The organism is Arthrobacter sp. SDR-2R (genome assembly GCF_057747955.1).
Map to the genome: position 1 here is coordinate 1291829 of NZ_CM173231.1, position 24313 is coordinate 1316141.

The window sequence follows — 24313 nt, forward strand, 5'->3', positions numbered from 1 at the left end:
TGCTTCTGCTATTACAGCGCGGTCGGTCCGGTTCACGCGAGGTTCTGATTAACCTCGGCGATCATGCCCTTGGCTGCGTCCCTTGGCGAGATCTTCCCGAAGAGTACATCCGTGTTGTAACGGTTCAAAACTTCCAAGGTTGCGGATGATCCTGCCGGGAACGGCTTGGGGGCCTCGACCTTCAGGGCGGCGATGCGGTCCAGGTACGCTGCCTCCTTCTGCTGTGTTTCCTTCAGCAGTGGAGTGATGCCCGCCTTCAGTTCGGTGTTGGCAGGCATGCCCCGGTCGCTCTTGATCTTGGACGCTGCATCCATGTTGTTGACCAGGTAGTTGATGAAAAGGGCCGCTTCCTTGGGCTGCGCGGACTTGGACGAGATGGCGTATTCCATCGAGGACCGCAGCCAGGCGCCAGGCTGTTTGCTCTCACCCGGCAGCTTGGCCATGACCAGGGGTGCACCCGAGTAGGACGTCATCTGGTTGCTCCAGGAAATCTTCATGCCTTGTTTCCCCTGTCCCATCAGCGTCAGTTCCGGCTGCGCGGAACCGTCCTCAACGGTCTGGGACGCGGAGGGGGCGCCTCCGGTTTCCATCAGCTTCTTGTTGAGCTCAAACCACTTGGCGAGCGTGTCCTCGCTGATGCCCATTTTCTTGCCGTCGTCCGTGTAGAGCTCCTGGCCATTCTGGCGCGCCCAGACGGCAAGGAAGGAGTCGTTGGCCATGGGGGTCGTGCCGAAGGTGCCGGCGGGCGACTTTTTGGTGATTTCCGCGGCGATCCGCGCGTAGTCGTCCCAGGTCCAGGTTTCGTCGTCCGGCAGCGGCACCCCGGCGGCCTCGAAGACCTTGGGGTCCAGGACCATGGACATGGAGTTGACGCCCGCCGTAATGGTGTACTGCTTTCCGTTGATCTTGCCCAGGTCAACGGTCCCGTCGGCGAACTTCGAGGTGTCGATCTGGTCCTTGACCTTGTCGAGGTCCAGGAGGACGCCGCGGCTGGAGTATTCGCTGGGGTAGGCGCCGCTCATGGCGATCACGTCCGGGGTGGTTCCGCCGGCGATCTGGGTGGCCATCTTGTCCCAGTAGGAACTGAATTCGGTGTTCTCGCCCTGGACCTTGATGGTGGGGTTGGCGGCTTCGAAGGCTTTGATGACCTCCATGGTGGTCTTTGCCCTGGAGTCGTTGCCCCACCATGCGAACCGGATCGTGACGGGATCCTCCGCAGTCCCTACTTTCCCGGCCTGCGGGCTGTTGCCGCAGCCGGTAAGAACCATAGCCAGTGCGGCGGCGGCGCCGGTGATTCCCATTACCGATTTCCTGAGACCAAACCTCATTGTTGTCCCCTCATATTTGGTAGTCACGTCCCTCTGCCACATGTAACAGAAAACGTTTTCTCAAAAACTAACAAAGGGCTGTACAGGAGTCAAGAAACCGTTTACTTTGGTACGGAGCCGCTTTCTAAAACGACGCTCCCGGCGGGCGGAACCGCTCCAGCCCTGGCGGGCATGCAGCGGGCCCGCAAAGGGAGTCCCGATCCCCCATCGCCTGGCGATGACCGAAACGTGGAGGCCACGATGACCGAAGGAGACCACATGGCCGCAAAACATATTCCCAGGACGCGCCGTCCGGCCCAGTTGCCGGCCGCAGCGTGCCTGCTGTCCGTGACGGAGCAGCAACCGTGAGCGCCATCAGCGAACTGTCTTCGCTGAGCCGGCGGAAGGGCAAAGCCACCGCTGAGGAGAAGAAGGCCAACAGGCGGGACAACAAGGCCGCCTACATCTTCCTGCTCCCGTGGCTGGTGGGCCTGGTGGCCATCACCATCGGCCCCATGTTGATGTCCCTCTACCTGTCCTTTACGGACTACAACCTGCTGCAGCCGCCTGAATGGACGGGGCTGGACAACTTCACCAGGATGCTCAGCGATGCCCGGCTGCACAACTCGTTGCGGGTTACGTTCACGTACGTCCTGGTGGGTGTTCCACTGCAGCTGGCTGTTGCACTGCTGATCGCGCTCGTCCTGGATAAGGGGCTCCGCGGCCTTCCGTTCTACCGCTCGGTGTTCTACCTTCCGTCGTTGCTGGGCGGTTCGGTGGCCGTCGCCATCCTGTGGAAGCAGATCTTCGGTACCACGGGCTTGGTCAACCAGGTGCTGGCCATGTTCGGGATCCAGGGTCCCGGCTGGATCTCGGATCCCAGCACCGCCCTGGGATCCATCATCCTGCTGCACGTCTGGACCTTTGGCGCTCCCATGATCATCTTCCTCGCGGGGCTGCGACAGATCCCAAATATGTACTATGAGGCGGCCAGGGTGGATGGTGCCACCACGCTGCAGCAGTTCTGGCGGATCACCATGCCGATGCTGAGCCCGATTATCTTCTTCAACCTGGTGCTGCAGATCATCGGTTCGTTCCAGTCCTTCACCCAGGCGTTCATCGTCTCCGGCGGCAACGGCGGACCTTCCGACTCGACGATGTTCTTCACCCTGTACCTCTACCAAAAGGGCTTCGGCCAGTTCGACATGGGCTACGCCTCAGCCATGGCGTGGGTGCTGCTGCTTATCATCGGCGTTTTCACCGCCATCAACTTCATCGCTTCTAAGTATTGGGTTTTCTATGACGACTAAGCTTGAGACGCTGCCCACCCCGGAGAAGAAGTCCGGGGGCGCCGGCAAGCCTACGAACCGCAAGCCCAGGGTCCGCGAGTCCCGGGGAACCCTGGCCTTCAGCCGTGCCCAGCGCAGCAAATCGCTGATGAAGCACGGCATTCTGATCCTCGCCGGCACGCTGATGATCTACCCGCTGCTGTGGATGGTGGTGTCCTCGCTGCGTCCGAACGAGATGATCTTCCGTGAACCGGGCCTGTGGCTGAACAGCCTGGAAATGAGCAACTACACGTCCGGATGGTCGGCCCTGACCCATCCGTTCGGCCACTACATGATCAACTCCGCGATCGTGGTGATTGGATCGATCCTGGGCAACCTGGTCTCATGCTCGATGGCTGCCTACGCGTTCGCCCGCCTGCAGTTCACCGCCAAGAAGCTGTTCTTCGGCATCATGCTGCTGACCATCATGCTCCCGTTCCACGTGGTGATCGTTCCGCAGTACATCCTGTTTTCGCAGATCGGCTGGGTGAACACCTTCTGGCCGCTGATCGTCCCCAAACTGCTCGCCACGGATGCGTTCTTCGTCTTCCTCATGGTGCAGTTCATCCGCGGCATCCCCAAGGAGCTTGACGAGGCCGCCAGAATCGATGGAGCCGGCCACCCGCGCATCTTCCTTCGCGTGATTCTGCCGCTGATGGTGCCGGCCCTGGCCACCACCACCATTTTCACCTTCATCTGGACCTGGAACGACTTCTTCGGCGCCCTGATCTACCTCACGGACCCGGACATGTTCACGGTTCCGGTGGCCCTGCGGGCCTTCGTGGATTCGCAGTCGGCCACGAGCTGGGGCTCCCTGTTTGCCATGTCCATCGTGTCCCTGCTGCCGGTTTTCCTGGTCTTCCTCTTCGGCCAGCGGTTCCTCATCAAGGGCATCGCCACCACCGGAATCAAATAACGGCAGGCCTCGCCCGTCGCCGCGGTACCACCCTGCACTATCTGTTCGAACGGCCCGTCGCCAGCGACGGGCCGTTCGTGCGTCACGGGACGGGCGCATTTCGTTCGCATCTTGTAATACAAGTAATGAACTTGTAGCATTAGGTACAGAAAGCGCTTTCGCGGACTGTGGCCGGCCTTCGAAACCTCGACGGCTATGCCACCGGCCAGCCCCAACATCACCGCACCTGGATCAAAGAAGATCGGAGTCAAACAGTGCCGCTATTTCCCCGTCCTGCATCCGCTGCCAAGCAGCCGGCAGGGGTACCACCTTCACGCCCATTGCGCCGAACCCGTACAGCAGGTGCGGTCGCCGCTGCCGTCGCCGCCGTCCTTGCCCTCAGCGCCTGCGGCGGGGGAGCCACTCCCCAGAACGCTGACGGAACCGTTGAGCTTCGCTTCTCCTGGTGGGGCGGCGACAAACGCGCCCAACTGACGCAGGAAGCCATCAAGCAATTCGAAGCCGAAAATCCCAAGATCAAGATCAAGCCGGAGTTTGGGGACTGGAGCGGCTACTGGGACAAGTTGGCCACGCAGGTGGCAGCCAACGATGCCCCGGACATCATTCAGATGGACGAGAAGTACATCACGGAGTACTCCAGCCGCGGCGCCCTTCTTGACCTGTCCAAGTACGACATCGACACGTCCAAGCTGGACGAGGCAGCACTCAACGCAGGCAAGGGCGAGAAGGGGCTGACGGGGATTGCCGCCGGCATTAACGCGGCCACCATCCTGGCCAATCCTGCCGTCTTCCAGGCTGCCGGGGTTCCGCTCCCGGACGATAGCAAGTGGACCTGGGACGACTTTGGCCGCATTGCCGCTGAGATCACCGCCAAGTCGCCCAAGGGGACCTACGGCGCTGCAGCCTATGGAACTGACGAGGCGTCCCTGGGTGTCTGGCTTCGGCAGAACGGCAAATCCCTGTATACCTCCGATGGAAAGCTGGGCTTCGAGCCGAGCGATATCGCCGAGTGGTGGGCATTCCTGAAGCAGCTGAGCCAGAAGAAAGCAGTCCCATCCGCGTCCGAGGTAGTGGAAGCCGAGGCTGCCCCGCTTGACCAGAGCGGATTGGCAACAGGCAAGAACGGAATGGCCTTCTGGTGGTCCAACCAGGCGCCGGCCCTGGAAAAGGCAAGCGGCGGGGACCTGAAGATCCTGCGGTTCCCCACCAAGACCGGCTCTGCCGCTGATGCAGGCCTCTGGTACAAAGCGTCGCAGTTCTGGTCAGCTTCCTCGCGCACCAAGCACCCGCAGGAAACGGCCAAGTTCATCAACTTCCTGACCAACAATGTCAAAGCCGGCGAGGCCCTCCTCGCTGACCGGGGTGTCTACCCCAACTCCGACGTGCGGGCCGCGATCCAGCCGAAACTCACCCCGGCCGATGTCAAGGTGGTCAAGTTCATCGACCAGATCAAAGACGAGCTCGGCGAGGCGCCGGCGCCGCCGCCGAAGGGAGCCGGTGCCATCCAGGAGATCATCAAGCGTTACACCTCTGAGGTCCTCTTCGAGCGCTTGTCCCCGGATGATGCCGGCAGGAAGGCCACCGACGAGATGAAGTCGGCCATCAGCAAGTAGGACTCCACACCGCCAACACGGCTCCGGACAACATGGGTGGGTGCCTCCCCACCCAGATGTCCGACGGCGGGTGGCAGCTCCGCCCCGGCGGGAACCGATGGTTCCTTTCCGGGGCGGAGTTGTTTAAAGCGCAGTTGTACGGCTGCCGGCTTGCTGCGCCTGGCTTTCAGCCACCACTGCGACGCCGCCGGCAGGAACTGTACCCGGAAACTGCTCACCGGTCAGCAGGTCCACACCGGCGGCTGTGACGGCGGCATCCGCCCGCGTGTGGTTGATCGCGAAGAGGAAGCTGCGCCCGTCGGCGGACCGGCGTCGCACCACTTCCACTCCGGGATCGGCAGTGGCAACGGGGGATACGCCTGATTCGGCCAGCAGTTTGTCAACCAGGGCCTCAATCCCGTCGGCATCGGGGAACGTGGCCAAGTACCAGGCAGCCCCGGAACCCACGGGCCGGCGGGTGAGGGAAGGGACGCCCTCCAGCGGGTATTCGGTGAAGGTCTGGATGGCCTCGGCGCCGGCAAGGTGCAGGTGTTCGCTCCAGACGGATGACACAGTGCCGTCGCCCAGCTTCAGCTGCGCCCCGGCCAGCAGCGGATGGAACTCCTCCACCCTTACGCCCAGGAGCTCACGGAAGGCGCCCGGATAGCCGCCCAGCCGCACATGGTCCTGCATGTCCACGATCCCGCTGAAGTAGCTGACCAGCACCGTTGCGCCGGAGTCGGCCGCAGCGGCGACATTGTCAGCGGACTCATCGGACGCGGCGTACAGCGTGCACACCAGCACCAGGTCGTAGCCTTGCAGTGACGTTGACGGATGCACCAGGTCCACGGAGACTCCGCGCAGGACCAACGACCGGTGGAACGCCCGCAGCAGGTCCAGGTACTTCACGTCGATGCTCGGCTTGGAGTCGATCTCAGTGGCCCACCAGGCCTCGTAGTCGAACACAATGGCGGTACGCGACTGGACCCGCGAACCGCGCACGGGTTCGAGGCGTTTCAGTGCCGCGCCGAGCTCCACCACCTCACGCCACACCCGCGTGTCCCGTCCGCCGTGCGGGACCATCGCTGAATGGAATTTCTCGGAGCCCACATAGCTCTGCCGCCACTGGAAGAACATCACGGCGTCGGCCCCGCGTGCCACGTGCGACAGTGAATTGCGCAGCATCTCGCCGGGCATCTTGGGCTGGTTGCGCGGCTGCCAGTTAACGGCCGACGTCGAATGCTCCATCAGGATCCACGGGTCGCCCCCCGAGATACCACGGGTGAGGTCCGCGCTGAACGCGAGTTCCAGGTGGCGTTCCGGGTCCGCGGCCACAAGGTAGTGGTCGTTGGCGATGACGTCCAGGTCTTTGGCCCAGCTGAAGTAGTCCATGGATTTGGTGGCACTTGAGGCCATCAGGTTGGTGGTGCAGGGGATGTCCGGGGTCACCTCGCGAAGGACGGCCACCAGCTCCCGGTAGTAGTCCATCAGCGCCCACGAGTTGAACCGCTGGAAGTCCAGTTGCTGGCCCGGGTTCAGGGTAGACGGGGCGACGGCGGGCGGCAGGATTTCGTCGAAGGAGCCGTAGTTCTGGGACCAGAATGCCGTGCCCCAGGAGGCGTTCAAGGCATCGATGCTCCCGTACCGGCGTTCGAGCCAGGCGCGGAAGGCGGCTGCGTCCTCTTCCCCGTAGAACTCCGAGACGTGGCAGCCCAGTTCGTTGTCAACGTGCCACAGCGCCAGCGCGGGGTGGTTCTTGTACCGTTCGGCGAGTGCGCGCGTGATCCCGGCGGCGTAGCGGCGGTACACGGCCGACGACGGCGTGTAGTGCCGCCGTGAGCCTGGTCCCAGCACGGTCCCGTCAGCCGTTACCGGCAGGATTTCCGGGTGTTTGCGGACCAGCCAGGCGGGAGGCGCGGCGGTGGCGGTGGCCAGGGCCACTTTAACGCCGACCCCGGCGAGGTTGTCCATGACTTCGTCCAGCCAGCCGAACTCGTAGTGCCCTTCCGCGGGTTCCAGCAGGGCCCAGGAGAAGATGCCGACGCTGAGGAAATTCACGCCCGCTTCCTGCATGAGTTCCAGATCCTCCAGCCGGACACCCGCGGGCCATTGCTCGGGGTTGTAGTCGCCCCCGAATGCGATGCCCCCGACGTTGCTCCAAACTTTGGACGGGCGGGTGCTTTCCTGCTGTGTCATGGGACTCCTTTGTCGACTGAGGTGCTGCCTTACAGTAAGGAAACGCTTTCTTGGAAAACGCTTGCCTGAGGGCCTGGAAAACGCTTGCCCATTGATCCGAATGCAGCTATTGTATCGTTTCAGACGCCATGTTAGCCAGCTCACTACTTACGTAGTAGACCGAGCCAGGCCAGGCACCCGTAGAGCAAGGAGGCTCCCGTGATCAACAGAAGGCATTTCCTCACAACCGTGGCCATCGGCACCGCATCTGCCGCAGCCCTGGCAGCCTGTGGGAACGGAGGCAGCTCGTCCGGGCAGACCGGATCCGCTGAAAAACCCGTGACCATCAACTACACCTGGTGGGGCAACGACGACCGCGCCGAGCGGACCCGCAAAGCCATCGCCCTGTTCGAGTCGAAGAACCCGGACATCAAGGTCAACGGCAACTTCACGGACTTTGCCGGCTACTGGCAGAAGCGCGCCACCGAAGCGGCAGGCGGCGGCCTGCCTGACGTGATGCAGTGGGACCTGTCCTACCTGCGCGATTACGGCCAGCGCAACCAGCTCCTGGACCTGGGCACAGTGAAGATCGATACCTCCGCGTTCGAGAAATCACTCCTGCCGTCCGGCCAGATCAAGGGAAAGACCTACGGCATCCCCACCAGCACCAACGCCTTCGCGGTCTACTACGATCCCGCCAAGCTGGCCTCCCTGGGCATCGCCGAACCCACCGGTAAGTGGACCTGGTCCGAATTCCAGGCATTCCTGAAGGAAGTTGGGGACAAAGGCAACGGCACCCTGTACGGCTCCACGGACTTCACCGGCGTGTGGTGGCAGTTCAACATTTGGCTCCGGCAGAAGAACATCCAGGCTTTCACCAGCGACGGGAAGCTGGGATTCAGCAAGGACGACCTGAAGACCTGGTGGAACCTCAACTCGAAGCTGCGCGGCACCCAGGCCCTCGTGCCGGAAGACCGGGTAACCCAGCTCAAGCCCAAGTCGCCGTTCGGCTCCAACGTCAGTGCCGCCGAGGTTACCTGGGACAACTTCATGGCCGGATACCTGGCCGACAGCGGTGCCAAGCAACTCAAGCTGGTACCGGTACCCTCGGACGACCCGAACAACCTGGGCCTGTTCCTGAAGCCGTCCATGCTGATGGTGGCCAGCGCCAAGACCAAGTTCAAGGACGCTGCCGCACGCTTCATCGATTTCATGGTCAACGACCCCGAGGTGGGCCAGATCTTCAAGACCTCCCGCGGCGTTCCGGCCTCCAAGACCCAGCGCGACGGCACCACGTTCGATGGCGCCGACAAGCTGGTGGTTGATTACGAGAAGTCCATCGAGCAGTACCTCAAGGACGCACCCGAGCCGCCCATCGTCGGTTTCGGCACGCTCGAAGCGTCGTTCGGCCGGATCGCCTCCGACCTCAACTACGGCAAGCTCACCGTTGACGGTGCCGTCGACGCGTGGTTCAAGGAAGCCGAAGACCTCATCAAGCAGAATGCCTGATCCGGCCAGTGCCGATCGAGTGTTCACGACTGACGGATTGAACTCGTGACTCAAAGCCCAACCCTGAGCAGGCGCCAGGGGCACTCCGGTACCGCGCTGCCGCGCAAGTCGCGGCAGCGCGGGGCGGATGCCCGCGCCGGTTACACCTTCCTGCTGCCCTGGCTGCTGGGTTTCATCGCCCTGACGGTCGGGCCGATGATCTCCTCGCTGTACCTGTCGTTCACCAACTACAACCTGTTCGAGCCGCCCAAGTGGATCGGCTTCGATAACTACGCCACCCTCTTCCAGGACGAGCGGTTCCTGCAGTCCGTGGGCGTGACCCTCTCCTACGTGGTCTTCGGCACCCCGCTCAAGCTCGCCGCGGCCTTGGCGGTGGCGATGCTGCTGAACAGCAAGCGCCGCGGCCAGGGCTTCTACCGGTCGGCTTTCTACGCCCCGTCCCTGATTGGGGCCTCGGTGTCCATCGCGATCGTCTGGAAGGCCATGTTCGGCGATTCCGGACCCGTTGACCAGGGCCTGTCCTTCTTCGGGATCAACATCGGCGGCTGGGTGGGGAATCCGTCCATGACCATGCCCATGATGATCCTGCTGACCGTGTGGCAGTTCGGCGCCCCGATGGTGATCTTCCTGGCCGGCCTGAAGCAGATCCCGGGCGAACTCTACGAGGCGGCATCGATGGACGGTGCCGGTCCGGTGCGGAAGTTCTTCAACATCACCTGGCCCATGCTCTCCCCCGTGATCTTCTTCAACCTCCTGATGGAAACCATCCACGCGTTCCAGATCTTCGCGTCGGCTTACATCATTTCCAACGGTGAAGGCGGCCCCGCCGGATCCACCCTCTTCTACACCCTCTACCTGTACCTGCGGGGCTTCAGCGACTTCCGGATGGGCTACGCCTCAGCCATGGCATGGTTGCTGGTGATCGTGGTAGGCATCATCACCCTGATCTTCTTCCGCACGTCCAAGTCCTGGGTCCACTACAGCGGTGATGCAAAATGACAACCACGGCAACCCCCGTCCAGCCGGCCCCGGGCGCCACCGCCCCGGCCTACAACCCGAAATCCGAATCCAGCAGCGCAAAACGCGCCAAGAGCACCATCTTCCACGCCGCAGCGCTCGTGCTGACCTGCGTGGTGCTCTACCCGGCCCTGTGGATGATCGCCTCCGCGTTCAAACCCAACTCGGAAATCGGCGGCCAGAACACCTCGCTGTGGTCCAACAACTTCAGCTTTGACAACTTCGCCACCGCGATGGACGGCATCGGCGGGGTCTCCACCCTGCAGTTCTTCACCAACTCGCTGATCCTGGCCGTCGGCGCCGTCGTGGGCACCATCCTCTCAGCGAGCGTGTCCGCCTACGCCTTCGCCCGGATCAAGTTCCCCGGCCGCAGCGTGTTCTTCGGCATGATGATCGCCACCTTGCTGCTGCCGTTCCACGTGGTGATCATCCCGCAGTACATCATCTTCCAGCAGCTCGGACTGGTGGACACCTACGTCCCCCTGCTCATCGGCAAGTTCCTCGCCGGAGACGCGTTCTTCGTGTTCCTCATGGTCCAGTTCATGCGAAACCTCCCCGCCGAACTCGACGAAGCAGCCCGCATCGACGGCGCAGGGCACGTCCGGATCTTCACCTCCATCATGCTGCCCCTGATGAAACCGGCCCTGATCTCGACCTCGATCTTCTCCTTCATCTGGAGCTGGAACGACTTCCTGGGCCCGCTGCTCTACTTGAACACCCCCGACAAATACCCGCTGCCCCTGGCCCTGCGCCTCTTCGTGGACCAAACCCAGTCTTCGGACTACGGCGCCATGATCGCCATGTCCGTCCTGGCCCTGCTCCCCGTGCTGATCTTCTTCCTGATCTTCCAGCGGTACATCGTCGAAGGCGTTTCCACCCAGGGCCTCAAGGGCTAACGGTCAACGGAGAGAAAAATGAGCATCATGGACAGCACCACACCGGCAGCCCACCAGCACGAGCCCATCCCGGTGAACAGGTTTGCCCTGTTCTCCGAAACCCTCCTGGCAGGACTGCTGGTGCTGGTGCTGTCCATCCCGCTGGTCACTATCCCCGCTGCCTACGCCGCCGGCATCGCCCACCTGAAACGCCACCTGGCGGGCCGGGATGATTCGGTCCGCGGACTCTGGAGCCTCTTCAAGGAGGCCCTGCCGGGCAGCTGGAAGCTGGGCCTCACGACGGCGGCTGCCGCCGTCGTGATTGTCCTCAACCTCCTGCTGGCCTGGGTGGGGCAGCTTCCCGGCCGTGGTGTGGTGCTGCCTGCCACCCTGGTCCTGGCGGCCGGGGCGGCGATCGTGCTGCTCCGCACCGCCTCCGCCTGGTCCGACGGCCAGCCCACCGGCGCCACCGGCAACAACATGTGGCACCAGGCCCTCCGTACCGGCAAGGACATCTCCCTGCGCGACTGGACCGGTTCGCTGCTCCTCGCGGCCGCGCTGTTCTGCGCCGTGGTGTTCGTCTGGATGCTCGCGGCGCTCTTCGTGGTAGTCCCCGGCACCCTGATCCTCGCCGCGGCCGCAGTCAAACTCCGTTCCCACCGCACCCTCCGGTAGCTGTGCCTTCCCGACGAACCCGTTCCGGACCCGCCGCCAGCCCCGGTACCACCCGGGCCCGCTGGTACCACCCCCTCAGCCAACACAATTACCGTCTGTTCCTGGCCATGCAGCTGGCCGGGAGCCTTGGCGTGTGGATGCAGCGGCTGGCGCAGGACTGGCTGGTGCTGCAGCTGACCGGAAGCCCCGCGGCGGTGGGGGCCGCCGTCGCCCTGCAGTTCCTGCCCATGCTGGTGGTGGGCCCGCTGGCCGGACTGGTGGTGGACCTCTTCCCCAAGCGCCGGATCATGATGGTGTGCCAGTCCGTCATCGTGCTCCTGGGCCTTGGGCTGGCGGCATGGGCGGCAAGCGGCACCCTGACCGTCTGGGTGGTCTACGGCAGCTGTATCGCCCTGGGCGTCACCGCCGCAGTGGACCAGCCCACCCGCCAGGTCTTCGTCAATGAAGTGGTGGGCGATGCCGCCCTGCGCCCGGCGATCGGACTCAACAACGCCCTGTCCCAACTGGGCGCCATGGCCGGGCCTGCGCTGGGCGGCATCGTGATTGCGCAGGCAGGACCGGCGGCCGCGTTCGCTTTGAATGCGTTGATCGGGGTTGTGGTGCTCGTCCTGATTGCCGGCATCCGGTTGCACGAACTGCACCCCGGCGCACCGGCCGAAAGGGGCCGGGGCCAGGTCCTTGCCGGCTTCCGGTATGTCCGGGAGAGGCCGCGCCTGCTGCTCCTTATTGTGTTGGCCGGGCTGCTGGGCGCCTTTGGCATGAACGGGCCGGTGGTCCTTGCCGCCTTTGCCGAGCGGGTGTGGCACAACGGGGTGGAAGGCTTTGGCCTGTTCAACACGGTCAGCGCCTTGGGCGCACTGGCAGGCGCACTCCTGGCGGCACGGCTGGGCAACATGGGCCGAAAGGGCATCGTGGCCGCGGCGGCCCTCTTCGGGTTGTCCCAGCTGGTGGCCGCGCTCATGCCCACCCTGGTGCTGTTCGTGGCGATGCTGCTGGTGGTGGGTGTGATGACGCTGCTGTTCCTGACCTCCGCCGCCACGGCCGTCCAGCTCGAAGCCGGTCCCGCTATCCGCGGCCGGGTGATGGCCCTGTATTTGCCGCTCCTGCTGGGCGGGCATGCCTGCGGCGGCCTCCTGGCCGGCTGGCTGACCGAGCAGTTCGGTGTCCGGGCCGGGCTGGTGGTCACCGGCTGCCTGGGCATGCTGTCCGCCGTGGTCATCGGCTTCCTGCTCTGGCGGCACGGGCGGCGCACCCGTCCTCCCGTGGCAACTACCGGGCCGTAAACGTCCAGGTGCCGGTGTGCACGCGGAACTCCCTGGCGGCGCCGGCCGCTGCGCGCAACGGGACGGAAGGTACGACGACGGAATCCGCGGAGGGCCCCTTCACCCCGTAGGCGCCGTCGGGCAGCCGGACGATTGCCGTGGTTCCGGGTGGAATGGTGCACTCCAGTTCCACCAGGCCGCCGCGCCGGTGCCAGCCGGCCTGAACGTATCCGTTGCCGGTAGGGACGCTGCCGCGGGCATGCTCCAGCCGGCAGAGCGGTGGTTCGACCACAACCTCGCTGCCGCCGGCCACGGCGTACCGGATGCCGAGCAGGTGCTCAAGGATCTCCTTGAGCACGGACGCGGACCAGGCATGCGACTGGCTGTAGTCGCTGCCGTCAACCAGGTCCCACGCCTCCCACGTGAAGGTGGCCCCGCGGTCCAGGAGCCGTGCCCAGCCGGGCTGCCCCTTGCCGGTGAGCAGGTCCAGCACGGCGTCAGTCATGCCCTGGTCCACCAGCGCGCGGACCAGCCGGTGGACCGTCATGGGTCCCTGCCGCATTCCCATTCCGGCAATCCGGGCGGCATCCGCAGCAGCATAGGCGGGGTCAGTGATGCCGAGCGACAGCGGGAAGGACGTGGCGTGCTGGGAAGCGTGGGAACTGGGTGTCCCGTCCTCGTGGAGCCCGTCCACCATCACCCCGCCAACGCGCAGCCGGCTGCGGATCGCGCCGGCCAGGGTGCGGGCCATGCCGGCATAGTGGGCCGCCGCGTCCTGTTCGTCGGCCGCGCCGCAGAGCCGGGCGGTGGACACCAGGGCCGAGTAGGCCTGGGCGTTGACGGTGGTTTTGGCCGCGCAGTCCATGTCGTAGCCGAACCGGCCGGGCGCCGGCCAGTCGACGATGCCGTGCAGGTAGGGTCCGGAGCCGCCGCCCAGCCTGGTGACCAGTCCCGCCGTCGGGCCCTCCGCCGGAATGTACCGGAGCGCATAGTCGGCCGTGTCGCGCAGGTGCGGCAGCAACTCCCGGACCAGGGCAAGGTCACCCGTGCGCAGGTGATACTCCTCCGCCCATTCCGGCAGCATCAGTGAAAAATCGGGGATGTCGCGCTTCCCGTCGCCGTTGGGATAGACAGCGTTGTAGCGCCCCTTCTCCTCCCCGTCATGCCAATAGCGGCAGGCTGACCAGGCGAACTCCCGGAGCGCCTGCGCCGTATAGGCGTGTTCGCCGAACAGCGCCATGGTGGCATAGGAAATGTTCGCGGCGTCGGCCAGGAACTGGCCTTTTTCCCGGGTGGGAGTGTCCACGAACTGTTCCTGGATGCCATGCAGCGCAGAATCGCGGAGCAGGCCGAACACCGCGTCCAGGGTTGGGTCCGAACTGCTGAAGCTGCCCTCGGCGGGGTGGCTGGCATGGACGGTAGCGGCGCCAACGCGTGAGACTTCCGCGGCATCCACGCCGGGAAGCTCCAGGTAACGGAAGCCCAGATGCACTGAGGCCCGGTACTGCTGGGGCCCGGAAGCCTGGGTGTAGGGGAAGGACATGTCGGTGTTCTGGCTGGCGGTCTTCCCGGCGTCCACCCTGCCATCGGGGCGCAGGACGTAGCCGGCCCGGAGCATCACGGTGCGCCCGGGCACCCCGTCCAGGAAGTCCACCTCCGGCCGCGCGGCGATGACCTGGCCAAAGTCGGCAACCATTGTGCCGTCGTCGGCCGTCAGGAACTGCCGTGGCGCCACGAACCCGCCGGCAAGGAAGGTCCTGCGGGGGTGCAGCCGGGGAAAGTCCGACGACGGGTGGCCGGCAATGGGGATGGCGGCCGGCAGGTCAAAAGCCGCGTCAAGGGACGCGGCTGCCTGTCCGTCGAGGTGCTCGACGGGATCGCCCTCGTCGTTGCGGTAGCCGGCCTGGCGGTACGGCGCCTCGCCGGCGGACCAGCCAGGGCCCGAGGCAAGGATTTCCCGGCGCCCGTCGTCGTAGTCCACGGTGAGCCGGACCAGGAGGCCGGGGATGCCGGCGGCGCGGCCTTGGCCCGGGCCGTACCAGTGAAGCAGGGCCGTCACCGGCACGGGCGTGTCCGTGGGGTGTCCGGCGAGGAGCTCCGTAAGGTCGGCGGCGTCGTAATAGCCCTCGCCGGGGTAGCCGAACGAGGTGGTGCTGAGGCAGTGCGTTCCTGCCACGGAGAACTGGGCGTGATGGTGGGCTGCGGCGTAGAGCCGGGCACGCCGCACGGTCCCGCCGAGTGTGAAGGTGGTCCGGAACAGGGTCCACTCATCCGGCTGGCGGTGAAGGGTGGTTCGGGGCCAGTGCGCCAGGCATGCCAGGGCCTGGTCAGCGTCCGTGTCGAAACGGTGGTCCAGCAGCAGGTTTTCGCGTCCGCCGGCAGTCCCGGCGACGCGCAGGGAGGCGTACTCGGCCTGGCTCCGCGGGCCCTGGTGCAGCGCAAGCATGGCTGCGCCGCCTTCGTCAACAGGGACGTCAACCGCCAGCAGTTCGGCGCCGTCCACGGCGACGCGGATGATCCGGCCATCATCGCTGACCGCAAGGTTCCGCCAGGCGCCGGACGCCGCGTTGGTGGCCTGGGCGCTGGCTATTAATTCCGTCTCCGGAGCCGCGGGGGAGGGGATCTCCCATGCAGGGGCGTGGCGGAGCACCACTTCCCCCGTGGCGCCCAGTTCCAGCAGCAGGCCGGTGCCGGGGCCGCTGCTGCGCAGGAGCAGGCCGGCCCGGCCCATCACGGGGCGTACTCGGGCGTCAATCCGGAAGCTGGGCAGCGCAGGGCAGGGAACAGGGAGGAAGGGGGAACCTGCCACCCGGAGTGCGTGGTCGAGCACTTCCAGCGGGGCCCGTCCACCCGGGGCCCGTCCCATCCAGCCGGCCCGCCACGAACTGTCCGTGAGGCCGGTGCTGAAGGGCTGGAGGGCGGACCAGGGACCGGGGACACCGGTGGCGTCCCGGATGCGCACGCGCCAGGCGTAGTCGCTGTCCTCGTCAAGGCGGGAACCGCCGTACGGAACGCCACGCTGGGAGGAGGCCGGCACCTGCCCCGAGTTCCACAGCACGGCGCCCGGGGCATCCTGGACCTCAAGCTCGTAGCCGGTCTGCCGCGCAAGGGCGGGGTCGCCGTCGTCGTCCTGCCCCAGCTGCCAGCTGAACTGAGGTGACAGTGCGGCGGTCAGGCACGAGGCAAGCCCGTCCGTCAGGAGGTTGATGGCGTGGAGCTGCCCTGCGTCTTCCGAAATCGCTGCGGCCTCGCGGTCTGGGGCTTCCTCCACGCCCCTCATGAGGCCGGGATTTCGAAGGAAGTTGGTTTGGCGGCAGCCCAGGGGAGGCCAAGCTCACTGAACGTGGCATGCTGCCGGCCCGCGCGCTCCAGGGCGTCCTCGATGCCAACCACCACGGCATGGGCTGCATCGCCTTCGCCTTCCCACCGGACATGCGCTGGATCGATGGGAACGGGACGCGGTGCTGTCCTGACGGCCTCAAGCACCAGCATGAACGCCCCGCTGTCCACCAGGCTGCTGATCAGCGGAACGCCGTGGGCCCGGTGGGCCAGGAGGTTCTCCGTCAGGTCGTCGCGGCCGTAGGTCTCCTCCGTGCGCCCGGACGCCGTCTCGATGGTGAGCCGGTCCTCGGTGTAGTGGAACACCGCACTGCCGGCCGAGCCCTGAAGGGTGACATAGGGCTCCACGGATTCCGACGCGCAGATGGTCAGGGCGCAGGTGATCGGCAGGCCCGTAGCGGTGCGGATCCGGATCACGGACGTGTCATCCGACTCGATGTCGTTGGCACGGTACAGGTCGGTCTCCACGGAAGCGAGGTCCGCGGTGGTGCGCGCCCCGGCAATCCGCAGCGCGGTTGCCACGGCGTGCGCAAGTGGATTGGTGGCAACACCATCCACCACGTCCACCCCATTGATGCTCCGTTTTCCCGCCCAGCGGGAGCGCTTGAAGTAGGCCTTGTCCCGCACCCAGCGGCCGGTGGCGGAGATGCCTTCCAGGGTTCCGATGGTTCCGGCGGCAACCAGTTCTTCGATGGCTTTCAGGCCGTGCGAGCCGAGGCTTTGAAAGCCGATTTGTACCTCCCGGCGCGGTTGCGATGCCGCCGAACACAGCCGGTTGAAGTCCACGAGGGAGGCCACGGGAGGCTTCTCCAGGTACAGCTCAGCGTCCGTTGAGAGGGCGGCCAGGGCCAGCGGGGCATGGGTCTGGATGGGCGTAGCCACAATGATCAGGTCCAGGTCCCGGGTCGCCTCGAGGAGGTCATCGAGCCCCTGGTAAACAGCGGCCGACGGCGGGACGGCGCCGGGTGCCGGCGGCTGCGGGTCCGCCACGGCCACCAGTTCAACGCTCCCGGCCGCCTGGAGGCGTTCGAGGTTCCGAAGGTGATGGGTGCCAAAGCCGTGCACCCCCACCAGGGCAATCCTTGCCGCAGCAGGTGCGGCGACTGTCCCGGCGCCGCCGCCGGCGGCTTCCGTTGCTGTTCCCAATGGTTCTCCGTTCTGCCCGGGCACCGGCCTGCGGGTACCAGCATCGAGGTGCGCAGCAGTCCAGCAAGCGCTTTCCACCTTTTAGTGTGCGGTATGCAGGCGTCCCCCGTCCAGCTATGTAACGATTCAAAATTCCGCTTGACCCGGGTGTGGAGGGAGGGCTAGATTTTCGAGGAACCGATTACTGGCGTGATGCGGACCACTTTCCGCTTCGCCTCTGCAACGATGGAGAAGGGGGATTGCGGCATGCTGTCCGGAACCTTGAGTGCGCGCGCCTACTCATTTTTTGACACGCTCGTATGGATAGCCTGCCTCAATCTGCTGTGGATCGCCTTCACCGTTCTGGGTCTGGGGGTCTTCGGTGCTGGACCGGCTACTGCCGCCGCCCAGATTGCGGTGCGCAAGCGGGCCGCTGGGGACGCCGCTCCTCTGCTGCGTGGCTTCACCGCCGCATACTTCCGGAGCTTCCCCAGGGCGAACATGCTTTCACTCCCGGTCATGGCCATCGCAGCGGCGCTTGTCCTGAACTGGAACTACTTCTCCCGGGGCGCAGGCCTCTTTTCGCAGCTCATGGCGGCCGGCATTTTCGTTGCGGCGATCTTCGTGGCCGGTGCCGCCTGCTACGTGTTCCCCATGTATGCGCGGTATGAGCTCCCAATGGCGCAGTACCTGCTGGTGTCCTCCCGGTTTGCGGTGCGGCACCTGGCGGGAACGGTGATCCTGCTCTTTGTTTCGGCCGCGGTGGTTTATGCCAGCGGCAGCCTTCCGGGCCTGATCCCGTTCTTCAGTATCGGCGTCTGGCTCTACCTCACCGGCTGGTTGTGTGACCGCTTCTTCACCGCCAATGACGCGGCCGTAGCAGCTGTGGCGGAACCAGCCGTCCCGCCAGCCCTCCAGCAGGCCTCGACTGCCTGACTTCCCCCGGGCAGCCGGCCGCTTGCATTGATGTGGCCCAGACCTGCCCGGACACGTGACTGAAACGTATCAACAAGGGGCGGAACAACCCCCAAGTACCCCAACGAAGTGGAAAAGGAAGAATATGATCCGCAGGAAACTTTCCCTGGCCGCCGCCGTCGTCACCGCCACGGCACTGAGTCTCACGGCCTGCAGCGGGAGCAACACTCCCGCTGCGGACCTCACCTCGGTCTCCATCATGGCCCCGTTCCTGGAGGCGCAGCCGCCAGCAGCGGACGGCGCGGTCCAGAAGAAGCTGGAAGAACTGACCGGCAAACAGGTCAAGATCAACTGGGCCCCCAACGCCTCCTATGAGGACAAGACCAACATCACGCTGGCCGGATCCGACATCCCGCAGGTCATGGTGATCCAGGGCAAGACACCCGGCTTTGTGAAGAACGCCCAGGCCGGCGCCTTCTGGGACCTCACGGACAAGCTGGACAAGTACCCCAACCTCAAGACAACTCTTCCGGACATCCAGAAGAACGCCAGCGTCAACGGCAAGGTCTTTGGGGTATTCCGGGGCCGCGCCCCCATGCGTACGGCCGTCATGTTCCGGCAGGACTGGCTGGACAAGCTGGGTCTCCAGCCGCCCAAGACCGTGGAGGACCTGTACAAGGTGGCCAAGGCCTTCACCGAACAGGACCCGGACGGCAACGGCCAGAACGACACCTACGGCATCACCATCCCTAAGTGGGGTGCGCTGGGCACCAACAGCCCCTACGACGTGATTGAGGAGTGGTACGGCGCGGGGAACCGCTGGACGGAGCGGGACGGGAAACTCATCCCCAGCTTCGAAACGGACGAATTCCTCGAGGCGGACCGGTTCATCAAGAAGATGGTGGACGAAAAACTCATCAACCCGGACTTCGCCACCTTTGACAGCACCAAGTGGAACGAACCGTTCTTCAACGGAAAGGGCGGCATCATTGTCGACGTCGATTCCCGGGTGAGCGTGCTGATCAACCTGTTCAAGCAGGCAGACCCCAACAACTTCCAGAACAAGGTGGGCTTCGTGGGCAACCTCGAAGGACCCGACGGCGAACTGCACGCGCACCCCACTGACGGCTACTCAGGATTCCTGGCCATTCCCAAGGCCAGTGTCAAGAGCGAGGCCGAGCTGGACAAGGTCCTGCAGTTCCTGAACACCATGAACGGCAAGGACGTGGCCGTCCTGCTGAACAACGGCATCGAAGGCGTGAACTTCACGGTGGAGGACGGCAAAGCGGCCACCATCAAGCCCGAGACCCCTGAGGGCAAGGCTGTGACCACCGATATCAAGAGCTACGCGCAGCTTGGCATGAATGTGGCGGGCAACCAGTTCTACCCGGTCAAGCAGCCCACCGACTACGAGCAGCAGGTGTTCGACAAGCGCACCGAAGTGATGGCGGAAGACTTGAAGAGCGCCGTCTACAACCCGGCCGCCCCCTACGTCTCAGAAACCTACGTTGCCAAGGGTGCGCAGCTGGACAACATTGTGGCCGATGCGCGCATCAAGTACCTCGCCGGCCAGATCGATGAGCAGGGCCTCAAGGACGCCATCAAGCTGTGGGGCACCAGCGGCGGCAACAAGGTCAAGGAAGAGATCAACAAGCTGTGGCAGGACAACAAGTAAATGGCAGCCCCTGTCATTGACACCCTCGCCGGGGAGCAGACGCGCGGGAATGCCACCGCTCCCCGGACCGGGGGCAGGTTCTCTGTCCATTTCGCCCACTACAAGTGGCTGTACCTGCTGCTCCTGCCCGGAGTGGTGTACTTCGCGGTGTTCCGCTACGCCCCCATGTACGGGGTGTCCATCGCGTTCAAGGATTACGTCCCGTTCCTTGGCGTGAACGGCAGCCCCTGGGTGGGGTTCCGGAACTTCGAGGACTTCTTCGCGAACCCCGACTTTCCCCGGCTGCTGGGCAACACCCTGATCCTGGCCTTCCTGAACCTGGGCGTGGCCTTCCCGCTGACCATCATCCTGGCGCTGCTGCTCAACGAGGTCCGGCTGTCCATCCTGAAGCGTACGGTCCAGACGCTGGTATATATCCCGCACTTCCTGTCCTGGACCATCGTGGCATCGCTGAGTTTCCTGCTGTTCGCGTTGGATATTGGCCCGCTGTTCCAGCTCCTGAACAACGTCCTGGGCACCCACATTGATTTCCTGTCCGACCCCGCGTGGTTCCGGCCCCTGATCGTGCTGCAGGAAATCTGGAAAAACACGGGCTGGGGGACCATCATCTTCCTGGCGGCTCTGTCCACCGTGGACCAGGACCAGTATGAGGCGGCGATCATCGACGGCGCCGGCCGGTTTCGGCGGGTCTGGCACATCACCCTTCCCGCGATCCGTTCCACGATCATCGTGATGCTGATCCTGGCCATCGGGCAGATGCTCAACACGGGCTTCGAGCAGATCTACCTGATGACCAATGCCCTGAACCGGGAAGTGGCGGATGTCTTTGACACCTACGTCTACTTCGTGGGCATCACCCAGGGTGCCTACAGCTACTCCACCGCGGTGGGCCTGTTCAAATCCCTGGTGGGCATTTTGCTGATCTTCGGCACCAACGCCCTGGCCAAGCGATTCAACCAGAGCGGACTGTTCTAGCCATGAAAATCCACAACACCCGCGGCGGCCGCGTCTTCGATGCCGTCAACTACGTCTTCCTGTCCCTGATCGGCATCATCACGCTGTTGCCGTTCGTCTACGTCTTCGCCGGGTCCTTCGCCAACGAAGCCGAGATCACCCGCCGGGCCTTTTTCGTGTGGCCGGAGCAGTTCACCCTGGGCTCCTACGAATACATCTTTGCCACCCCGGCGTTCATCCGCGCTCTGGTGACCACCATCCTGGTCACCGCGGTGGGCACCCTGGTCCAGCTGGCCTTCACCGTGACCATGGCCTACCCGCTGGCCAAGAAAACCCTCCGCGGCAGGAACGTCATCCTGTCCCTGGTGGTTTTCGCAATGGTCTTCTCCGGCGGCATGATCCCTACCTTCCTGCTGGTCAAGGACCTGGGCCTGCTCAACACCTACTGGGCCCTGATCCTGCCCGCGGCCATCAACCCGTTCAGCCTGATCATTATCAAGAACTTCTTCCAGGAACTCCCCGCGGAGCTTGAGGAATCAGCCAAGATGGACGGCGCCACCGAGATTGGGATTCTCTGGCGGATCCTGCTGCCGCTGTCCAAACCGGTCCTGGCAACGTTCGCGCTGTTCTACGCCGTGGGCATCTGGAATGACTTCATGTCGCCCCTGCTCTACCTCAGCGACAACTCCAAGTGGACGCTCCAGATGTACCTCCGCCAGGTCACCGCCGCCTCGGACCTGCTGGGAACCGGCAACGTGGACCCCAACTACATTCCGCCGGAACAGGGCATCAAGTTCGCCGTGATCGTCGTGGCTACTTTGCCCATCCTTATTTTCTATCCGTTCCTGCAAAAGCACTTCGCCAAGGGCATGCTCATCGGTTCCGTGAAAGGCTGATCCGCCCGTTGAGGAAAGACACAATGAAGATCCTGCTGGCCGGAGATTCCACCGTGGCCAACTGTCCCACCCATGAGTTCCCCATGAGCGGCTGGGGTGCACACCTGCCTCCGCTCACGTACAGGTGGGGAGCGGTCCACAACTTCGCCAAGGGCGGGGCCAGCACGGAGTCCTTGCGCGATGACGGGCTGTGGGCGGCGCTGCTGGCGGAGGCCGGTGAAGGCGACGCGGTGGTCATCCAGTTCGGCCACAACGACCAGAAGAAGCAGCACCTGGCCGCCCGGACCGGCTACGCGGCCAACCTGCGCGCCATGGTGGGGGAGGTCCGGGACCGGGGCGCGGCTGCGGTGCTGTGCACCTCCGTGGAGCGGCGGCACTTCCTGGACGCGCCGTCGTCGGACGCTGTCCTGGCGGAAAGCCTGGAGGACTATCCGGAGGTGGTCCGCGAACTCGGCCTGGAGCTGGCGGTCCCCGTCGTGGACCTGAATGCCTGGACCCGGCGCCTGTACCGCCGGCTGGGGCCGGACAGATCCCGGGAGCTCTTTTGCCACTTCGGGCCCGGAGAGCACGCACATTGGCCTGCCGGCCTGGCGGACAACACCCATTTTTCCCAGTCCGGGGCTGCGTTGGTGGCGGAAGAAGTGGCCCGGCAGCTTGGTTCGCTGGGATACGGCGCGGCCGGCACCAAAGAGTTAAGTACGACGGCGGGACGCGGCTAGGTGGGCACGACGGGCTTGGAGACGGGCATCCTCTACAGCAACCCGCTGGCAGGACCGGATGACGTGGCCGGTTGGGTGGCGGAAGGGCCGCTGCGGATGGGGAGCCATGAAGGAGCCCTGGAGCTGTCCGGCGCACTGGACGACCAGGAGTTCGGCGACCACGCGCATTGGACGGTCTGGTGCCCCCGGGACTTCCCGGACGGCATCCGCATCAGCTGGGACTTCCGGCCGCTCGCGGAGCCCGGCTTGGCCATGCTGTTCCTTGCAGCCACAGGACAGGCCGGGCTGGACCTGTTCAGCCCGGCCCTTGCGCCCCGGACGGGCTTCTATCCCCAGTACCACTCCGGCGACATCAACACCCTGCACGTCTCCTACTTCCGGCACAAGCACCCGTCCGAGCGTGCCTTCCGTACCTGCAACCTGCGCAAGAGCGCGGGATTTGAGCTGGTGGCGCAGGGTGCGGACCCGTTGCCGCCCGCGGAGGATGCCGCCGGCTTCTACCGGCTGGAGGTGGTGAAGGACGGGCCCCGGGTGGCATTCTCCATCAACGGCCTGCTCCTCTTTGAGTGGGACGATCCCTCGGGAAGGGTGCTTGGCGGCGGCCGGATCGGCTTCCGGCAGATGGCTCCGCTCCGGGCTGCCTACCGGAACCTGGTGGTGGAGAGGCTTTAGGGACAGCGCAAAAACTTGGGGGGACAGCGCAAAAGCGGACGGCCTCGAAGGGCCGCCCGCTCCTGGCAATACCTGGTTGTTGGTGCTGGCAGACTACAGTCCCAGGACCCGGTTGAGCAGGTTGGCCAGGCCGCTCAGGCCGGTCCCGCCGTCCAGGAGTCCGGTGATGGCGCACAGGAGGTTGCCCACCAGCTTGCCTGCGCCGGACTGCGCCACGATGTCCAATACCACCTGGTTCAAGTCGACGTTGAGTCCCAGGACATCGAGGTGAAGCGGGCCGAGGACAAGGTTCACCACGTCGCAGCCGCCACCGCCGCCGCCGGCCATGGTAGTGGGTGCAGCAGCGGCGGTTGTGGTTACCGTCTGGCTCACCTGGGTGGCCTTGCCGGCGAGGTCGGTGAAGGTGCCCTGCACCAGGCCGGTGACCATGAGCTGGCCGTCCTGGGCATCGAAGCCGGTGGGAGTGAAGGAGCCCGCAAAGCTGCCTACGCCCTCGATGGTCTGGTTGATGGTGCCCGTAACGCCGGCAACCTTTGATGACTGGGAGGCGGCAGAAGGAGCCGCGGGTGCTGCTGCCGTGGCCGGGCCTGCCATGCCAAAGAGCATGGCGCCGGAGAGGGCGAGAGCGGTGATTGAAGCTGAGACCTTGGTTCGCATTTTCGGTAAATCCTTTCAGCGCCGGGTGGCGGCGCAATGAATCCTCCGAGGCTCCGCCCCCATGGAGAACCCCGGCGGAACTGTTTATTTCAAATGCAGTTCATTTCAAATGCAGCCCCGACGGGCCGCGACACGTGGCGTTTGACTGGTGATCCAGGCCACGGGCACGTCGACCAACCTATTAGTAAGCATGCTGATCAGTCAAGCCCGTCGGAGGGCAGGCCCGTGGTCCGGGGAGTGGCGCGCGCCTGGCTGTCCATGCGTGGGGCAAGATAGAGGGGTTCAGCAACTGCCCACTGGAGGGAGGCGGCGTCATGGAGCCCGTAACGGTCGACGGTGGCAAGGGCACCGTGGAATTGCGCACCGATGGCATCATCCATCTCATTTGGGAACCTCGTGTCCGGATAGAACTCCAGGATGCGCAGGCGGCCATGGCGACGGTGAACCGGATAGCCGGGGATGGCAGCTACCCCATGCTGGTGGATATGGCCACCACGGAGGCCGTCAGCAGGGATGCGCGGTCGGTCTTCTCCATTCCATGTGCGGCCAACCGCATCGCGCTGCTCGGGGCAAGTCCGGTGGACCGGATCATCGCCAACTTCTTCCTGGGAGTCCATATTCCACCCTGCCCCACCCGCTTTTTCACTTCGCGGGATGAGTCCATGAAGTGGCTGCAGCAGGGCGGAAACTAGCCTGGCCGGTGGG

General features: G+C 64.7%; 20 protein-coding genes. 15 read left to right on the forward strand and 5 right to left on the reverse strand.

Annotation, left to right across the window (positions count from 1 at the left end; translation table 11 throughout):
• Positions 1–32: 32 nt before the first annotated feature.
• On the reverse strand, positions 33–1301 hold the full coding sequence (locus AC3ANU_RS05955; RefSeq protein ID WP_488315638.1) for an ABC transporter substrate-binding protein: 1269 nt from the start codon (positions 1299–1301) through the stop codon (positions 33–35).
• 371 nt (positions 1302–1672) lie between these two features.
• Here AC3ANU_RS05955 and AC3ANU_RS05960 point away from each other — a divergent pair, with 371 nt between their 5' ends.
• The 3 genes from AC3ANU_RS05960 (at position 1673) to AC3ANU_RS05970 (ending at position 5164) form a co-directional block, all read left to right on the forward strand.
• Positions 1673–2617 (forward strand): carbohydrate ABC transporter permease, encoded by a 945-nt coding sequence (locus tag AC3ANU_RS05960; RefSeq protein ID WP_018761806.1) that lies wholly within the window; start codon positions 1673–1675, stop codon positions 2615–2617.
• Complete coding sequence (locus AC3ANU_RS05965) at positions 2607–3551, forward strand: carbohydrate ABC transporter permease (protein ID WP_018768928.1); 945 nt, start codon at positions 2607–2609, stop codon at positions 3549–3551. The genes AC3ANU_RS05960 and AC3ANU_RS05965 overlap by 11 nt, the downstream gene beginning before the upstream one ends.
• A gap of 254 nt (positions 3552–3805) precedes the next feature.
• Positions 3806–5164: an ABC transporter substrate-binding protein gene (locus AC3ANU_RS05970; RefSeq protein WP_488315639.1), complete on the forward strand. Its 1359-nt coding sequence runs from the start codon at positions 3806–3808 to the stop codon at positions 5162–5164.
• Positions 5165–5287: 123 nt separating this feature from the next.
• Here the strand turns inward: AC3ANU_RS05970 and AC3ANU_RS05975 are convergent, their stop codons facing one another.
• Complete coding sequence (locus AC3ANU_RS05975; protein WP_488315640.1) at positions 5288–7339, reverse strand: beta-galactosidase; 2052 nt, start codon at positions 7337–7339, stop codon at positions 5288–5290.
• A 198-nt stretch (positions 7340–7537) separates the two neighbouring features.
• Here AC3ANU_RS05975 and AC3ANU_RS05980 point away from each other — a divergent pair, with 198 nt between their 5' ends.
• From AC3ANU_RS05980 to AC3ANU_RS06000, 5 genes are all read left to right on the forward strand, one after another.
• Positions 7538–8827: an ABC transporter substrate-binding protein gene (locus AC3ANU_RS05980; protein ID WP_056392636.1), complete on the forward strand. Its 1290-nt coding sequence runs from the start codon at positions 7538–7540 to the stop codon at positions 8825–8827.
• A gap of 45 nt (positions 8828–8872) precedes the next feature.
• Entirely contained in the window at positions 8873–9826 is a 954-nt protein-coding gene (locus AC3ANU_RS05985; RefSeq protein ID WP_018768924.1) for a carbohydrate ABC transporter permease, read from the forward strand.
• Entirely contained in the window at positions 9823–10740 is a 918-nt protein-coding gene (locus AC3ANU_RS05990; RefSeq protein ID WP_134164123.1) for a carbohydrate ABC transporter permease, read from the forward strand. The genes AC3ANU_RS05985 and AC3ANU_RS05990 overlap by 4 nt, the downstream gene beginning before the upstream one ends.
• Before the next feature lie 18 nt (positions 10741–10758).
• The gene (locus tag AC3ANU_RS05995; RefSeq protein WP_018768922.1) at positions 10759–11394 is read left to right on the forward strand and encodes a hypothetical protein; all 636 of its coding nucleotides are present in this window, start codon (positions 10759–10761) and stop codon (positions 11392–11394) included.
• A 107-nt stretch (positions 11395–11501) separates the two neighbouring features.
• Positions 11502–12677: an MFS transporter gene (locus AC3ANU_RS06000; RefSeq protein WP_488315947.1), complete on the forward strand. Its 1176-nt coding sequence runs from the start codon at positions 11502–11504 to the stop codon at positions 12675–12677.
• Here AC3ANU_RS06000 and AC3ANU_RS06005 read toward each other — a convergent pair.
• Both AC3ANU_RS06005 and AC3ANU_RS06010 read right to left on the reverse strand, forming a co-directional pair.
• Positions 12664–15927 carry a family 78 glycoside hydrolase catalytic domain gene (locus AC3ANU_RS06005; RefSeq protein WP_134164120.1) on the reverse strand — a complete coding sequence of 1088 codons (3264 nt, stop codon included), beginning with the start codon at positions 15925–15927 and terminating at the stop codon, positions 12664–12666. The two genes, AC3ANU_RS06000 and AC3ANU_RS06005, sit on opposite strands and share 14 nt — an antisense overlap.
• Before the next feature lie 5 nt (positions 15928–15932).
• Entirely contained in the window at positions 15933–17141 is a 1209-nt protein-coding gene (locus AC3ANU_RS06010; protein WP_488315641.1) for a Gfo/Idh/MocA family protein, read from the reverse strand.
• Between the two features lie 192 nt (positions 17142–17333).
• On the opposite strand from AC3ANU_RS06010, the gene AC3ANU_RS06015 reads away from it, so the two are divergent.
• The 6 genes from AC3ANU_RS06015 to AC3ANU_RS06040 all read left to right on the forward strand — a co-directional run bounded on the left by AC3ANU_RS06015 (position 17334) and on the right by AC3ANU_RS06040 (position 22951).
• The gene (locus AC3ANU_RS06015; protein WP_223992630.1) at positions 17334–18056 is read left to right on the forward strand and encodes a YesL family protein; all 723 of its coding nucleotides are present in this window, start codon (positions 17334–17336) and stop codon (positions 18054–18056) included.
• Positions 18057–18180: 124 nt separating this feature from the next.
• Complete coding sequence (locus tag AC3ANU_RS06020) at positions 18181–19710, forward strand: extracellular solute-binding protein (protein WP_488315642.1); 1530 nt, start codon at positions 18181–18183, stop codon at positions 19708–19710.
• Positions 19711–20685 (forward strand): ABC transporter permease, encoded by a 975-nt coding sequence (locus AC3ANU_RS06025; RefSeq protein WP_018768916.1) that lies wholly within the window; start codon positions 19711–19713, stop codon positions 20683–20685. It abuts the gene before it with no gap.
• A 2-nt stretch (positions 20686–20687) separates the two neighbouring features.
• A complete protein-coding gene (locus tag AC3ANU_RS06030; RefSeq protein WP_018768915.1) occupies positions 20688–21560 on the forward strand; it encodes a carbohydrate ABC transporter permease in 873 nt (290 codons plus the stop codon).
• A 23-nt stretch (positions 21561–21583) separates the two neighbouring features.
• Positions 21584–22279, forward strand: a complete 696-nt coding sequence (locus AC3ANU_RS06035) for a rhamnogalacturonan acetylesterase (protein WP_488315643.1) — start codon at positions 21584–21586, stop codon at positions 22277–22279.
• Positions 22280–22951 (forward strand): DUF1961 family protein, encoded by a 672-nt coding sequence (locus AC3ANU_RS06040; RefSeq protein WP_134164117.1) that lies wholly within the window; start codon positions 22280–22282, stop codon positions 22949–22951. It begins immediately after the preceding gene.
• 93 nt (positions 22952–23044) lie between these two features.
• Here the strand turns inward: AC3ANU_RS06040 and AC3ANU_RS06045 are convergent, their stop codons facing one another.
• On the reverse strand, positions 23045–23608 hold the full coding sequence (locus tag AC3ANU_RS06045) for an ABC transporter substrate-binding protein (protein WP_223992628.1): 564 nt from the start codon (positions 23606–23608) through the stop codon (positions 23045–23047).
• A gap of 314 nt (positions 23609–23922) precedes the next feature.
• Between AC3ANU_RS06045 and AC3ANU_RS06050 the strand changes: the two genes are divergently transcribed.
• Positions 23923–24300: a DUF7793 family protein gene (locus AC3ANU_RS06050; protein ID WP_043424831.1), complete on the forward strand. Its 378-nt coding sequence runs from the start codon at positions 23923–23925 to the stop codon at positions 24298–24300.
• The last annotated feature ends 13 nt before the right edge of the window (positions 24301–24313 follow it).

What these genes read in the sequence shown, in the direction of transcription:
- AC3ANU_RS05955 (WP_488315638.1), bottom strand. Translation starts at nt 1,301, where the DNA reads ATGGGAATCACCGGCGCCGCCGCCGCACTGGCTATGGTTCTTACCGGC.
- AC3ANU_RS05965 (WP_018768928.1), top strand. Translation starts at nt 2,607, where the DNA reads ATGACGACTAAGCTTGAGACGCTGCCCACCCCGGAGAAGAAGTCCGGG.
- AC3ANU_RS05975 (WP_488315640.1), bottom strand. Translation starts at nt 7,339, where the DNA reads ATGACACAGCAGGAAAGCACCCGCCCGTCCAAAGTTTGGAGCAACGTC.
- AC3ANU_RS05990 (WP_134164123.1), top strand. Translation starts at nt 9,823, where the DNA reads ATGACAACCACGGCAACCCCCGTCCAGCCGGCCCCGGGCGCCACCGCC.
- AC3ANU_RS05995 (WP_018768922.1), top strand. Translation starts at nt 10,759, where the DNA reads ATGAGCATCATGGACAGCACCACACCGGCAGCCCACCAGCACGAGCCC.
- AC3ANU_RS06000 (WP_488315947.1), top strand. Translation starts at nt 11,502, where the DNA reads ATGCAGCTGGCCGGGAGCCTTGGCGTGTGGATGCAGCGGCTGGCGCAG.
- AC3ANU_RS06015 (WP_223992630.1), top strand. Translation starts at nt 17,334, where the DNA reads ATGCGGACCACTTTCCGCTTCGCCTCTGCAACGATGGAGAAGGGGGAT.
- AC3ANU_RS06020 (WP_488315642.1), top strand. Translation starts at nt 18,181, where the DNA reads ATGATCCGCAGGAAACTTTCCCTGGCCGCCGCCGTCGTCACCGCCACG.
- AC3ANU_RS06025 (WP_018768916.1), top strand. Translation starts at nt 19,711, where the DNA reads ATGGCAGCCCCTGTCATTGACACCCTCGCCGGGGAGCAGACGCGCGGG.
- AC3ANU_RS06030 (WP_018768915.1), top strand. Translation starts at nt 20,688, where the DNA reads ATGAAAATCCACAACACCCGCGGCGGCCGCGTCTTCGATGCCGTCAAC.
- AC3ANU_RS06035 (WP_488315643.1), top strand. Translation starts at nt 21,584, where the DNA reads ATGAAGATCCTGCTGGCCGGAGATTCCACCGTGGCCAACTGTCCCACC.
- AC3ANU_RS06045 (WP_223992628.1), bottom strand. Translation starts at nt 23,608, where the DNA reads ATGCGAACCAAGGTCTCAGCTTCAATCACCGCTCTCGCCCTCTCCGGC.
- AC3ANU_RS06050 (WP_043424831.1), top strand. Translation starts at nt 23,923, where the DNA reads ATGGAGCCCGTAACGGTCGACGGTGGCAAGGGCACCGTGGAATTGCGC.